General features: G+C 72.1%; 13 protein-coding genes and 1 pseudogene. 9 read left to right on the plus strand and 5 right to left on the minus strand.

Annotation, left to right across the window (positions count from 1 at the left end; translation table 11 throughout):
* Window positions 1-37 precede the first annotated feature (37 nt).
* From AVL59_RS16160 to AVL59_RS16180, 5 genes are read left to right on the plus strand one after another with little or no spacing between them, the layout of a single operon-like run.
* The gene (locus AVL59_RS16160) at window positions 38-1,378 is read left to right on the plus strand and encodes an L-fuconate dehydratase (RefSeq protein ID WP_067304540.1); all 1,341 of its coding nucleotides are present in this window, start codon (window positions 38-40) and stop codon (window positions 1,376-1,378) included.
* A complete protein-coding gene (locus AVL59_RS16165; protein ID WP_067304541.1) occupies window positions 1,375-2,130 on the plus strand; it encodes an SDR family NAD(P)-dependent oxidoreductase in 756 nt (251 codons plus the stop codon). The genes AVL59_RS16160 and AVL59_RS16165 overlap by 4 nt, the downstream gene beginning before the upstream one ends.
* Window positions 2,127-3,095, plus strand: coding sequence for an aldo/keto reductase (locus AVL59_RS16170; RefSeq protein ID WP_067304543.1), 969 nt, complete (start codon window positions 2,127-2,129; stop codon window positions 3,093-3,095). Before AVL59_RS16165 ends, AVL59_RS16170 begins: the two co-directional genes overlap by 4 nt.
* Window positions 3,092-3,406: an L-rhamnose mutarotase gene (locus AVL59_RS16175; protein ID WP_067304548.1), complete on the plus strand. Its 315-nt coding sequence runs from the start codon at window positions 3,092-3,094 to the stop codon at window positions 3,404-3,406. The genes AVL59_RS16170 and AVL59_RS16175 overlap by 4 nt, the downstream gene beginning before the upstream one ends.
* Entirely contained in the window at window positions 3,403-4,242 is an 840-nt protein-coding gene (locus AVL59_RS16180) for an amidohydrolase family protein (RefSeq protein WP_067304552.1), read from the plus strand. The genes AVL59_RS16175 and AVL59_RS16180 overlap by 4 nt, the downstream gene beginning before the upstream one ends.
* Here the strand turns inward: AVL59_RS16180 and AVL59_RS16185 are convergent.
* Window positions 4,230-5,651, minus strand: a complete 1,422-nt coding sequence (locus AVL59_RS16185) for a lipase maturation factor family protein (protein WP_067304555.1) — start codon at window positions 5,649-5,651, stop codon at window positions 4,230-4,232. The two genes, AVL59_RS16180 and AVL59_RS16185, sit on opposite strands and share 13 nt — an antisense overlap.
* Window positions 5,652-5,811: 160 nt before the next feature.
* On the opposite strand from AVL59_RS16185, the gene AVL59_RS16190 reads away from it, so the two are divergent.
* Both AVL59_RS16190 and AVL59_RS16195 read left to right on the plus strand, forming a co-directional pair.
* Window positions 5,812-7,899, plus strand: a complete 2,088-nt coding sequence (locus tag AVL59_RS16190) for a SpoIIE family protein phosphatase (protein WP_067304557.1) — start codon at window positions 5,812-5,814, stop codon at window positions 7,897-7,899.
* A gap of 31 nt (window positions 7,900-7,930) precedes the next feature.
* Window positions 7,931-8,794 carry an Fpg/Nei family DNA glycosylase gene (locus tag AVL59_RS16195; RefSeq protein WP_067304560.1) on the plus strand — a complete coding sequence of 288 codons (864 nt, stop codon included), beginning with the start codon at window positions 7,931-7,933 and terminating at the stop codon, window positions 8,792-8,794.
* A gap of 9 nt (window positions 8,795-8,803) precedes the next feature.
* Here AVL59_RS16195 and AVL59_RS16200 read toward each other — a convergent pair whose 3' ends face one another.
* From AVL59_RS16200 to AVL59_RS16210, 3 genes and pseudogenes are all read right to left on the minus strand, one after another.
* The gene (locus AVL59_RS16200; protein ID WP_067304563.1) at window positions 8,804-9,457 is read right to left on the minus strand and encodes a zf-HC2 domain-containing protein; all 654 of its coding nucleotides are present in this window, start codon (window positions 9,455-9,457) and stop codon (window positions 8,804-8,806) included.
* 151 nt (window positions 9,458-9,608) lie between these two features.
* Window positions 9,609-10,124, minus strand: coding sequence for a hypothetical protein (locus tag AVL59_RS16205; RefSeq protein ID WP_067304565.1), 516 nt, complete (start codon window positions 10,122-10,124; stop codon window positions 9,609-9,611).
* A gap of 150 nt (window positions 10,125-10,274) precedes the next feature.
* Window positions 10,275-10,493: pseudogene (locus AVL59_RS16210) on the minus strand (sigma factor-like helix-turn-helix DNA-binding protein); the annotation flags it as partial.
* Window positions 10,494-10,706: 213 nt separating this feature from the next.
* On the opposite strand from AVL59_RS16210, the gene AVL59_RS16215 reads away from it, so the two are divergent.
* Window positions 10,707-11,858 (plus strand): CapA family protein, encoded by a 1,152-nt coding sequence (locus AVL59_RS16215; RefSeq protein ID WP_067317349.1) that lies wholly within the window; start codon window positions 10,707-10,709, stop codon window positions 11,856-11,858.
* Here AVL59_RS16215 and AVL59_RS16220 read toward each other — a convergent pair whose 3' ends face one another.
* Entirely contained in the window at window positions 11,859-13,283 is a 1,425-nt protein-coding gene (locus tag AVL59_RS16220) for an amino acid permease (protein ID WP_067304568.1), read from the minus strand.
* Window positions 13,284-13,507: 224 nt separating this feature from the next.
* Between AVL59_RS16220 and AVL59_RS52150 the strand changes: the two genes are divergently transcribed.
* Window positions 13,508-13,681, plus strand: a complete 174-nt coding sequence (locus AVL59_RS52150) for a hypothetical protein (RefSeq protein ID WP_159399929.1) — start codon at window positions 13,508-13,510, stop codon at window positions 13,679-13,681.
* Window positions 13,682-13,703: the final 22 nt, after the last annotated feature.

The following is a 13,703-nucleotide window of genomic DNA, read 5'->3' on the forward strand; positions in this document are numbered from 1 at the left end:
CGCGGTGCCCGACTGCCCCCTGACCGAAAGGACTTCAGTGTCCCAGGCCACCGCCCGCATCACCGCGGTCGACACCCACGACATCCGATTCCCCACCTCGCGCGAGCTGGACGGCTCCGACGCGATGAACCCGGACCCCGACTACTCGGCGGCCTACGTCGTCCTGCGCACGGACGCCGCCGACGGGCACGAGGGGCACGGGTTCACCTTCACCATCGGGCGGGGCAACGACGTCCAGGTCGCGGCGATCGACGCGCTGCGGGGCCATGTGCTCGGCCGCCCGGTCGAGGAGCTGTGCGCCGATCCCGGCTCGCTCTTCAGGGATCTGATCGCGGACAGCCAGCTGCGCTGGCTCGGCCCCGAGAAGGGCGTGATGCACATGGCGATCGGGGCCGTGGTCAACGCCGTCTGGGACCTCGCCGCCCGGCGCGCCGGAAAGCCGCTGTGGCAGCTGCTCGCCGACGCCGAACCGGAGTGGCTGGTGGGCCAGATCGACTTCCGCTACATCACCGACGCGCTCTCCCCCGAGGAGGCCCTCGACCTGCTCAGACGCGGCAGGGAAGGCGCCGAGGGCCGCCGGGCCCGGCTGCTGGAGCGCGGCTTCCCCGCCTACACCACATCCCCGGGCTGGCTCGGCTACGACGACGACAAGCTCACCCGGCTCGCCGCCCGGGCCGTCGCCGACGGCTTCCGGCAGATCAAGCTCAAGGTGGGCGCCGACCTGGCGGACGACGTACGGCGCTGCCGGGTCGCCCGCGAGGTCGTCGGCCCGGACGTCCGCCTCGCCGTCGACGCCAACCAGCGCTGGAACGTGGACGAGGCGATCGCCTGGACCAAGGCCCTCGCCGCCTTCGACCCGTACTGGATCGAGGAGCCCACCAGCCCCGACGACGTCCTCGGACACGCCGCGATCCGCCGCGCGGTCGCCCCGGTCAAGGTCGCCAGCGGCGAACACGTGCACAACCGGATCGTGTTCAAGCAGATGCTCCAGGCCGGCGCCCTCGACATCGTGCAGATCGACGCGGCCCGGGTCGCCGGAGTCAACGAGAACCTCGCCATCCTGCTGCTCGCCGCCAGGTTCGGCGTCCCCGTCTGCCCGCACGCGGGCGGGGTCGGCCTGTGCGAACTCGTCCAGCACCTGTCCATGTTCGACTACCTGGCCGTCTCCGGCACCACCGAGGACCGGGTCATCGAGTACGTCGACCACCTCCACGAGCACTTCCTCACCCCCGTGGTGATCCGCGACGGCCACTACACGGCCCCGACCGCGCCCGGCTTCTCGGCCGCCATGCGCCCGGAGTCCCTCGCGCGGTACACCTTTCCCGGCGGCACCTTCTGGGCCGCCGACCCCGACACCCGGAAGGGACAGGCGGCATGAGCGACTTCGAGGGCCTCAAAGCCCTGGTCACCGGCGGCGCTTCCGGGATCGGCCGGGCCACCGCCGACCTGCTCGCCGAACGCGGCGCCCAGGTCGCCGTCCTCGACCTGGACCCGTCCTCGGTGGACAAGCCGCTGCTCGCACTGGCCGCGGACGTCGGCGACGACGTTTCGGTGCGGACCGCCGTCGCCGAGGCCGCCGAGACCCTCGGCGGCCTGGACGTCCTGGTCAACAACGCCGGCATCGGTGCCCAGGGCACCGTCGAGGACAACGATGACGCCGAGTGGCGGCGGGTCTTCGAGGTCAACGTCCTCGGCATGGTCCGCGCCGCCCGGGCCGCCCTCCCGCACCTGCGCCGCTCCCGGCACGCGGCCATCGTCAACACCTGCTCCATCGCCGCCACCGCCGGGCTGCCGCGACGTGCCCTGTACAGCGCCACCAAGGGCGCCGTGTACTCCCTCACCCTGGCCATGGCGGCCGACCACGTCCGCGAAGGCATCCGCGTCAACTGCGTCAACCCCGGTACGGTCGACACCCCGTGGGTCGGCCGTCTCCTGGACGCGGCCCCCGACCCGGCGGCGGAGCGCGCCGCCCTGGAGGCCCGCCAGCCCACCGGCCGCCTCGTCTCGGCGGCCGAGGTCGCGGGCGCCATCGCCTACCTGGCCGGCCCCCTGTCCGGCGCCACCACCGGCACCGCCCTCGCCGTCGACGGCGGCATGCAGGGCCTCAGGCTGCGCCCGGCGGCCCGGTGAACCGCCTGGGCCGCAGCGGCGTCGAGGTCGGCCCCCTGGGATTCGGCGCCGCGGGGATCGGCAACCTCTACACCCCGGTGGGCGACGAGCAGGCGCACGAGGCGGTGACCGCCGCCTGGGAGCGGGGCATCCGCTACTTCGACACCGCTCCGCACTACGGCCTCGGCCTCTCCGAGCGCCGTCTGGGAGCGGCCCTGCGGGGATACGACCGCGCCGCGTACACGGTCTCCACCAAGGTCGGGCGCCGTCTGGAACCCGCCGCCGGCACCGGAGACGATCTCGCCAACGGCTTCGCCGTCCCCGCCACCCTGCGCCGCGTCTGGGACTTCAGCGCCGACGGCGTCCGCCGCACCCTGGAGGCGAGCCTGGACCGCCTCGGCCTCGACCGCGTCGACATCGTCTACCTGCACGACCCCGACCACCACGCCGAGCAGGCCTTCCGCGAGGGCTACCCCGCACTGGAGAAGCTGCGCTCCGAGGGTGTCGTCGGCGCGATCGGCGCGGGGATGAACCAGACGCGGATGCTCACCCGGTTCGTCCGCGACACGGACGTGGACGTGGTGCTCTGCGCGGGCCGCCACACCCTGCTCGACCAGAGCGCGGCGGCCGACCTGCTGCCCGAGGCCCTCGCGCGGGGCGTGCCGGTCGTCCTCGGCGGCGCCTTCAACTCGGGCCTGCTGGCCGACCCGACGCCCGACGCCACGTACGACTACGGGCGCGCACCCAGGGAGTTGCTGGACCGCGCCCTGCTGCTGAAGACCGTCGCGGACCGGCACGGCATCACCCTGCGCGCCGCCGCCCTGGCCTTCTGCGCCGCCCACCCCGCCGTCGCCTGCGTGCTGGCCGGCGCCCGCTCGGCCGCCGAAGTCCACGACAGCGCCGAGCAGTTCGCCACCTCCGTCCCGGACGCCCTCTGGCAGGAACTGCGGGACACCGGTCTGCTGCCCCCCGAGGAGCCGTCATGAGAGTCGCCCTGCACACCAAGGTCCGCGCCGACCGCGTCGCCGACTACGAGGCGGCCCACCGCGAGGTCCCCCAAGAACTCACCGACGCCATCCGCGCCGCGGGGGCCACCTCCTGGACCATCTGGCGCAACGGCACCGACCTCTTCCACCTCCTCGAATGCGAGGACTACGCCCGCCTGCTCGCCGCACTCGAACGGCTGCCGGTCAACGTCGCCTGGCAGGCCCGCATGGCCGAGCTGCTCGACGTCGCGCACGACTACTCCGAGGGCGGCGCGGACGCCGGGCTGCCCGTCGTCTGGGAGCTGCCGTGACCGTCGACGCCCACCACCACGTCTGGGACCTGTCCGTCCGCGACCAGGACTGGATCACCGGCCCCGGACTCCAGCCGCTCAGGCGGAACTTCGGCATCGCGGACCTGGAACCGGAGGCCCGGGCGGTGGGAGTGGACCGTACCGTTCTCGTCCAGACGGTCACCGTGTCCGAGGAGACCCCCGAATTCCTGGCCCTGGCGGCGGCACACGACCTGGTCGCGGGCGTCGTCGGCTGGAGCGACCTCACCAGCCCCGGCATCGCCGACGAGCTGGCCCGCCTGCGCGAACTGCCCGGCGGCCGCTTCCTGAAGGGCATCCGCCACCAGGTCCAGAGCGAGCCCGACCCCGAGTGGCTGCTGCGGGCCGACGTGCGCCGCGGCCTCGCCGCCGTGGCGGAGGCGGGCCTGGTCTACGACCTCGTGGTCCTGCCCCACCAGCTCCCGGCCTGTGCCGAGGCCGCCGCGTCGCTGCCCCACCTCACCTTCGTACTCGACCACCTGGGCAAGCCGCCCGTCGCCTCGGGGGAACGCGAACCCTGGACGACCCACCTCCGTGCCCTCGCCGCACTCCCCAACACCGTCGCCAAACTGTCCGGCCTGGTCACCGAGGCCGACCCCGCCTCCTGGACGACCGCCGACCTGCGCCCGTACACCGACGCCGCCCTTCAGGCCTTCGGTCCTGACCGTCTGATGTTCGGCTCCGACTGGCCGGTGTGCACCTTGGCGGCCGGATACGCGGACGTGCACGCGACAGCACGGAAGCTGACGTCGGACCTCGGCGCGGCGGAGCGCACCGCCCTGTTCGAGGGCACCGCGCGGCGCGTCTACGACCTCTGAGCCACCCCGGCGAGCCGCGTCGGCGGCAGATACTCCCGTACGTACGTCCGCTGCCAGCACGCCCCCGTCTCCCGCAGCTCGCGCCAGGTGGTGTAGCGGTAGCGGAAGAGACGGGCACGGATGTAGCGGGGCGGGGCGTCCGGCGGGAACGGCGAGCGGCGCAGCAGCTTCAGGGTGTCGCGGTCGTTCTCCAGGAGCCGTTCCACCAGGCCGCCGAACCAGTCACCGGCGTAGGCCGGGGACAGCGCGGCGAACCACATCAGCCAGTCCAGGCGCAGATGGTAGGGCGCGAACTGGCGGGGCCAGTGCCGAAGATCGCCGGGCTTGCCCTTGAACGCGTACTCGTGCCAGTCCGAGTCCTCCCGCGGCATGTCGTCCCGTGTGCCCTCGACCACCACCTCGTAGCGGACCCGGCTGACGGTGCCGAACGCGCCGTAGGTGTTCACCAGGTGCAACGGGTCGAAGGACCGGTTCATCACCTGACGGCGGGAGATCATGTTCGTGACCGGGTGGTAGCTCAGACAGACCAGCAGCGCGGCGAGGGCGAGCACCACGACCTCGTACCACAGCGGAGCCGGGGGCACGGAGGGTGCCGTGGCGGGCAGCCTGAGCGCCGACAGGGCGAGCACGATGGTGATCCAGTTCAGCCAGGAGAAGTTCCCGGACAGCACCAGCCACAGCTGGGTGACGATCATCAGCGCGGCGGCGGCCGAGGCGACGGGCTGCGGGGTGAACAGCAGCACCGGTACGACCAGCTGGGTGAGGTGATTGGCGGCCACCTCCACCCGGTGCAGGGGCCTGGGCAGATGGTGGAAGAACCAGCTCAGCGGACCCGGCATCGGCTGTGTCTCGTGGTGGTAGTCCAGGCAGGTCAGCTTCCGCCAGCAGGCGTCGCCCCGCAGCTTGATCAGCCCGGCCCCGAACTCGACCCGGAACAGGATCCAGCGCAGCAGGAACAGCACGACGACGGGCGGCGCGACCTCGTCGTTGCCGACGAAGGCGCCCAGGAAGCCGACCTCCAGCAGCAGCGACTCCCAGCCGAACGCGTACCAGGTCTGGCCCACGTTGACGATCGACAGATACAGCGCCCACGGCACCAGCCACAGCAGGATGCCCGCCCACAGCGGCAGCAGGGAGTCCGCGCCGGCCAGCAGCGCCGCCGAGACCGCGCAGCCGGCCCAGGCACAGGCCGCGAAGAAGCGGTCCGAGTAGTGCAGATGGAACAGGCTGGGGGTCCGCCTGAAGGGCGCCCGGGCCGTGAAGCGGGGGATCGGCAGCATGCCGCGCTCGCCCAGCAGGGCCCGGAACTGGAGGGCGGCCACCAGGAACGCGACGAGATACACACCGGCCAGAGCCCGCTGGAAGACCAGCCGGCTCAGCCAGTACTCGGGTGCGGTGAACCAGTCCACGGCCGTGCCCTCCTGCCTCCATTGTGGCCGCCGGGACGGTGGCGTGCCGAGGGCTCGTCACCGCGGGTACCGTACCGCCGCCTCGGTGTGACCCCGGGGAACGAGGCGGACGACCGCCGTCCGGGTCGAAGAATCGCGGAAACCCTGGCAAGGTGGCCCCATGGCTGATCGGGGAGCGAGTGCCCCGTCACTCACGGAGGACTGGCCCGCCCACCCGGGCCCGATTCTGGCGCTCAATCGCATGGGCAGCTTCGACTGGGACCTGGACGCCGGCCTGTTCGACATGGACGCCCAGGCCCACGAGGTGTTCGACATCCTCCCCGAGGAGTACGACGGCAGGCCGGAGTCCCTGGCGGTCCGGGTGCCGCCGCCGGAGTCCGCCCGGCTGGACGCGCTGGTGGCCCAGGCCATCAAGGACGGCAGCGAGAACTACGGCGCCTACTTCCGCATCCGCTGCCGCGACGGCACCCCGCGCTGGACCCACACCCAGGGCTACATCCGGCGCGACGAGACCGGCCGGCCGCGCCGGGTCGTCGGCATCGTCCGCGACGCCACCGAGGAACTCGCCGACCGCGAGACGCGCAGTGTGCGGGCCGCCCAGGACCAGGCCTTCCGGCAGCAGACCAACGTCGTCCAGGTCATCTCCGCCGCCCTCTCCCACGCCCGCACCGTCCAGGACGTCATCGACATCCTCAAGGACGCCCACGGCGTCCGGCACCTCGGCGCGGCGAGCCTCGTCATGGGCCTGGTGGAGGCCGGCCGGATCCGGCTCATCGCGGAGGGCCCGGCGGGCAGCTTCGTGCCCGGCACCCGGATCACCCGGATCGACGAGCCCTACCCGATGGGCGAGGTCGTACGCACGCTCGCCCCGCGCTTCATCGAGTCCCCGGAGGAGTTCGCCGAGGGCTACCCGATCCTGTGGCCGCACATCACCGGCCTGAACATCACCTCCGCCGTCTATCTGCCGCTGATCGCCCAGGCCCGCCCGTTCGGCGCGATGGGACTGCTCTACAACGACCGGCGGGGCTTCTCCAGCGAGGAGCGCGCCGTCCTGGTCGCGCTCGGCAGCACCATCGCGCAGAGCCTGCAGCGGGCCATGCTCTACGAGCAGGAGAAGGACCTCGCCCAGGGCCTCCAGCAGGCCATGCTGCCCCGCACCATCCCGAACGTGCGGGGGGCCGACGTCGCCGTCCGCTACCGTGCCGCCGCCGTCGGGGGAGCCCTCGGCCGGGACATCGGCGGCGACTGGTACGACCTGATCCCGCTGCCCGGTGGCCGGGTCGGCGCGGTCATCGGCGACGTGCAGGGGCACGACACCCATGCGGCGGCCGTGATGGGCCAGCTGCGGATCGTGCTGCGCGCCTACGCCGCCGAGGGACACACCCCGGCCACCGTGATGGCCCGCGCCTCGGTCTTCCTGCACGAGCTCGACACCGACCGCTTCGCCACCTGCCTGTACGCGGAAGCCGACCTGTCCACGGGGGTCGTCCAGGTGGTCCGGGCCGGGCACATCGACCCGCTGGTCAGACAGGCCGACGGCACCTGCCGCCGGATCCCGGTCGAGGGCGGGCTGCCGCTCGGCCTCTCCGCGGAGTTCGGCCGTCTCGAGTACCCCGTCTGCACGCTCGAACTCGACCCGGGCCACACCCTGCTGCTGTGCACCGACGGGCTCGTCGAGCAGCCCGGCGCCGACCTCGACGACGGGATGCGGACCCTGACGAGCCTCATCGCCAAGGGCCCGGACGAGGTGCGCGACCTCGCCGCCCGGCTGATCGAGGTGGCCGAGGAGCGCAACGGCGACGACGACGTGGCCCTGCTCCTGCTGCGCCGCCGTGTCCCCGAGGCCCCCCGGGCCGGCGGCCGGCTCCAGCAGCACGTGGGCCCCGGCGACCCGGAGGCCCTCGCCCACGCCCGGCACATGATCCGCGCCGCGGTCCGCTCCTGGGGCGCCCGGGACCGGGCCGACGAGATCGAGCTGGTCGCCGACGAACTGATCACCAATGCCCTGATGCACACCGAGGGCTCCGCGATCGTCACCCTGCGGGGCCTGGAAGGCAGCGACCGGCGGCTGCGCGTCGAGGTCGAGGACTGCTCCAGCGCCCTGCCCCGCCGCCGTGACGCGGGCGAGGACGGGGTCTCCGGACGCGGACTGCTCCTCGTGGACCGGCTCGCCGACGTGTGGGGTGTGGAGGCGCGGGGCGGCGGCAAGGCCGTGTGGTGCGAGTTCCTGGTGTCCGAGCACACCTGACCTCACGGGCCCCGGATGGCACTCTGGACGTATGCCGGAACTGCCCGAGGTGGAAGCCCTCAGGGACTTCCTGACCGAGAACCTGATCGGCCACGAGGTCGTACGGGTGCTGCCCGTCGCGATCAGCGTCCTGAAGACGTACGACCCTCCGGTCGGCGCGTTCGAGGGCAGCGAGATCACCGCCGTGCACCGGCACGGGAAGTTCCTCGACATCGAGGGGGACTCCGGCCTGCACCTCGTCACCCATCTGGCCCGCGCCGGATGGCTGCAGTGGAAGGACCGTCTCCCGGACGGCCCCCCGCGCCCGGGGAAGGGGCCTCTCGCCCTGCGCGTGGCCCTGGAGACCGGCGCGGGCTTCGACCTCACCGAGGCCGGCACCCAGAAGAAGCTCGCCGTGTACGTCGTCCACGACCCGCGGGACGTGCCCGGGGTGGCCCGTCTCGGCCCGGACCCGCTCGCCGCCGGCTTCGACGAGGCGCGCCTCGCCGCCCTGCTCAAGGACGAGCGGCGCCAGATCAAGGGAGCCCTGCGGGACCAGAGCCTGATCGCGGGGGTGGGCAACGCCTACAGCGACGAGATCCTCCACGCGGCGAAGATGTCCCCCTTCAAGCTCGCCGCGTCGCTCAGCCCCGAGGAGATGCGGAGCCTCTACGAAGCACTGCGCACCACGCTCTCCGAGGCGGTCGAACGCTCCCAGGGCCTGGCCGCCGGACGTCTCAAGGCGGAGAAGAAGAGCGGCCTGAGGGTCCACGGCCGCACCGGCGAGCCCTGCCCGGTCTGCGGCGACACCATCCGCGAGGTCTCGTTCAGCGACTCCTCGCTCCAGTACTGCCCCACCTGCCAGACGGGCGGCAAGCCGCTGGCCGACCGCAGACTGTCCCGGCTGCTGAAGTGAGCCCGGCGGCTACCGCGGCATCAGCGTCACCAGCCGCTGCCCGTCCGTGGTGCGCACCTCGTAGCGGGCGATCTCGTCCGGATGCATCGTGGAGCCCGCCATGGTCGTGGTCGTGCCGGGGGCGTGGTCGCCCGCGTTCCAGCCGGAGACGACCTGCTCGGAGCCGTCCTGGCCGATGACGACGAGCCGGCAGGAGTGGGGTCCGGAGGCATCCTTCACCTCCAGCCGCATCCGGCTGCCGAGGTCCCCGTCCTCCGTCGTGACCTGGGCCCACACCCCCGTCTTCGGGTCGGTCGCGGCGGTGACCCTGGCGGACGGCGCATCGTGCCCGGCGTAGACCATGACCCCTGGCCCGGCCACCGCCAGCACCACCGAGGCGGCCAGACCGTACAGGAAGCGACGGCGCCGGGCCCGGTGCCGGTGGGTGAGCTCGCCGAGGAGCCGGTCCAGCAGCCGGGGACCGGGCTGGGCCATGGGGTGCACGAAGCGCGGCGTGGCCCGACGGTACAGCATCAACTGCCGTGCCGTGGGGCCGAACTCGGTCACGTGTGCCGCGCACCGAGGGCACTCCATGAGGTGGTCCTCGAAGCGGAAGGCCTCCGCCTCGTCCAGCACGCCGAGCGCGTACGCGCCGACGTCGCGATGCCTTTCCAGGGACCTCATGCCGAATCCTCGTGCCTATGGGTGTGGGTGGGGTTACTCCTTGCTCCCACCCGTACGCAGCCGACCACCGAATCACTCAAGACACACACCGAATCGTGACCAAGAGATTCGGAGCGGCCCGGCCCGCGGATTGGTCCGAATTCCCGCCGGTTCAGAAAAGGTGGATGGCCAGATGCCCGAGCGGCAGTCCGAGCCGCCAGGCGGGCGTCCACACCTTGGGCCCGTCGTCCTCGCCGAACACCGCGCCGCCCTGCGGCACCGCGTCCAGGTCGGGCGCGAGCAGCTCGGTCTCCTCCAGCCAGCGCCAGGCTCCGGCCGCCAGGTCCAGGTCCGGCGACGGCGCGCCGGAGCCGGCCTGCTCGGCGGTCAGCTCGGCCATGCGCTCGCGCACCCAGTCCTGCCACGGCTGGTCGTACGCCGTCAGCGACAGCCAGTTCTCCAGCTGCGAGATCACCCGGATACCGGAGAGCTCGCCGTCGGTGTCGGACAGGAAGACGGTCAGCGCCAGCGCGTCCCGGCCGGCCCGGAACTCGAAGGACGTCGGCGGCATCAGATCGCCGGTGCGCAGCAGCTCGTCGGCGATGTACTCGGCGTACAACCAGGCCATGGGGACGGCCAGTTCACCGCCGCCGGTGCCGTCCGTGCTCTCGTGCCCTCTGTGCAGCATCCCGTCCTGCCTTCCTCCGGTGCGTGCGTGTCGCCCGAACCCCTGGACCCAAGACGGCCGGCCCCGTCCGGAACACGGATGAGGACAGCTGATTGCCCGAAGGGGGGTCGCAGCAAGGCGCTTTACCGAGGTTTGACCTGGCCTTCGGTTTCACCGCAGGTCGGCCGCATAACCCGGAAGGGCCCGGCGCAGGGCACGCAGCGCGTAGTACGCGCGGGACTTCACGGTACCGGGTGGAATTCCCAGCGTCTGCGCGGCCTCCGCCACACCGGCCCCACGGAAAGACACGAGTATCAGGACGTCACGGTGTTGCGGCGTGAGTGTCTTCACAGCCTCCCGGACATCGAGCATCGCCACGGCCCGCTCGGCGCAGTGCGCCGCCGGGGGACAGAGGGCGCACGCGGCTGTGCGACGGACGGTCGATCGTGTCGGCGAACGGTAGGAGGGGCGGCCCGCCGCTGCGCAAGCACAGGTCCGAATGGGTTAATGAAGGCGTCTGATTTGTTTGCGTGGTAGGCCGTATTCATACCCATATGCCCATCAAGGCGTTGTCGGTAAATACGACGATCCCGGGGTGTGCAGATGATCGGACGAAGGCACCAGGTGGCACTGGCCCTGACCGCGCTCCTTGCCGCGGGCGCCGCCTGCCAGAACCACGAGCGGCACGAGGCCGCCGCGCCGGGCCGCCCGGCGCCGACCGTCGGCCGCAGCTTCACCCTCGTCGCCTCCGGCGACGTCATGCCGCACAACTCCGTGACCGACCGTGCCGCCTTCGACGCCGGCGGCACGGGCTACGACTTCCGCCCGATGCTCTCCGGCATCGAACCCCTCGTACGCCACGCCGATCTGGCGCTGTGTCACGTGGAGACCGTCCTCGCGGCGGACGGCACCCCCGTCGGCCCGCTGGACGTCGCCTCGCCGCCGCAGATCGCCCAGGGCCTCGCCACGACCGGCTACGACGGCTGCTCCACCGCCTCCGAGCACGCCCTGGACGACGGCGCCCCGGGGCTCGGGCGCACCCTGGACGCCATGGACCGGGCCGGCCTCGGGCATGCCGGAACCGCCCGCACCGAGGCCGAGGCCCACTCGGTCACGATGCTCCAGGCCGGCCCGGCCAAGGTCGCGCACCTCTCGTACACCTTCAGCACCGGCGACCACCAGCTTCCGGCCGGACAGCCCTGGTCCGTCAACCTGATCGACGCGGACCGGATGGTCGCCGACGCCCGTGCCGCCCGCCTGTCCGGCGCCGACGTGGTCGTGGTCTCCGTGCACTGGGGCACCCAGTGGCAGGACGCCCCCGACCGGCTGCAGCTCGAACTCGCCCAGCGCCTCACCGCCGCGCGGACCAACGGCCGCCCGGACATCGACCTGATCCTCGGCACCCACGCCCATGTCCCGCAGGCGTACGAGAAGGTCAACGGCACCTGGGTGATCTACGGCATGGGAGACCAGATCGCCGGCGAGATGTACAACGATAAGGGCGTCAGGGACTCGCGGGGCAACGAGTCCACGATCGGCCGCTTCACCTTCTCGCCGCCCACGGCCCCGGGCGGCCGCTGGCCGGTCACCAAGGCCGAGTTCGTCCCGCAGACCTACGACGTCGACGCCGGCCGCGTGATCGACCTGAACGACGCGATCGCCCACGGCGCCGACCTGGAGGGCGTGCGCGACCGCATCAGGGACGTCGTCCTCAGCCGCGGGGCCGCCGGGGACGGGCTGACGATGGGGGAGTGATCACTCGGCGGGCGGCCGCCCGGCCAGCACCGAGCGGCGGTAGGAGTAGCCGAAGTAGACCACGCAGCCGACCACGAACCAGACGGCGAACCGCACCCAGGTCTGCCACTGCAGAAACGTGATCAGCCAGATCGAGAAGACGACACCCAGCGCGGGCACGAACGGCATCCACGGCGTGCGGAAGGTGCGCGGCAGCTCCGGCTGCCGGTACCGCAGCACGATCACCGCCGCGCACACCACCACGAACGCCAGCAGAATGCCGATGTTGGTCAGCTCCGCCGCCTCGCCGATCGGCAGGAACCCGGCGATCAAGGCCGACGCGGCCCCGACGATCCACGTCACCCGGGTCGGCACGTGCCGCGTCGGGTGCGTCTTGGCGAACCACCTGGGCAGCAGCCCGTCCCGGCTCATGCTGAACCACACCCGGGTCACGCCCAGCATGAAGGTGAACATCACCGTGAGGATGCCGATGATCGCGCCCACCGCGATCACATCGGCGAGCCCGTGCAGCCCCACGGCCTTGAACGCCGAGGAGAAGCCGCTCTCCGGATCGATGTCCTTGTAGTTCTGCATGCCGGTCAGCACCAGGCAGGCCGCCACGTACAGGACCATCGAGATGGCCAGCGAGTAGATGATGGCCCTCGGCATGTGCCTCTGCGCGTCCTTGGACTCCTCGGCCGCGGTCGACATGGCGTCGTAGCCGAACACCGCGAAGAACACGGTCGCCGCGCCCGTGAACGCGCCGCTGATGCCGAACGGGAAGAACGGGTGGTAGTTCGCGGTGTCGATGTGGAACACGCCCACCGCGATCACCAGCAGCACCACCAGCACCTTCAGCGCCACCACGAACGTCTCGAAGCGCGCCGCGCTGCGGATGCCCAGATTGAGCAGCCAGGCGATGAGCAGACACAGCACGGCCGCGAACAGGTCGACCCGGTGCCCGTGCCCGGTGCCGGGCGCACCGAGCATCCAGGCGGGCAGGTTCGCGCCCATCTCCTCGACCAGGAAGCCGAAGTAGCCGGAGATGCCGATGGCGACCACGGCGACGATCGCCGTGTACTCCAGCAGCAGGTCCCAGCCGATGAACCAGCCGGCGAACTCACCGAGCACCGCGTAGCCGTACGTGTACGCCGACCCCGCCTTCGGGATCAGCCCGGCGAACTCGGCGTACGACAGCGCCGCGCACGCGCTCGCCAGACCGGCGATCAGGAACGACACCAGCACCGCGGGCCCGGCCGTGCCGTTGGCCACCGTGCCGGCCAGCGTGAAGATGCCCGCGCCGATGATGCCGCCCACACCGATCGCGGTGAGCTGCCACAGCCCGAGCGACCTGTCCAGCCGAGGGCCCTCGGCGACTTCGGTCTCCTCGATGTGCTCGATGGGTTTGCGGCGGAGAATTCCTTCACCCGCTCGGAGCCTGGCCATACGCCTCACCTCATCGCCGACGGCAAACGGCTGACGCCGGATCATGATGGCTCAGGGGAGTCACAGACGGAAGACACCACGCACGGCCCGGGACGCGCGCAGGCCGCGTCCCACACCAGACGGTGCACCGCTGGGGCCCTTGGCGGAGTGCCGCCGCGAGCGGCCGGAGAGCCGCCTCAGCGCTCGGGGCGCCGGCCTTCGGACGGCTGCCGACCGACTCCACGGTGGTCGCGTCGGCCGGCATCATCTTCACCGCCGCCCCCGGCGCCCACCTCAAGGCGCTCCTGCCGTCCCAGGGGCTGCTCACCGCCACCAGCCGGTCCGAGGCCACGACCTGGACCGCCACCGTGTTCGAGCCCCACTCGGCGGCGTCGCCGTCGGCCCGCTCGGACCGCTGACGACGCTGGTCGCGGACGCCGC

It is taken from the genome of Streptomyces griseochromogenes, assembly GCF_001542625.1.
GTDB lineage: Bacteria > Actinomycetota > Actinomycetes > Streptomycetales > Streptomycetaceae > Streptomyces > Streptomyces griseochromogenes.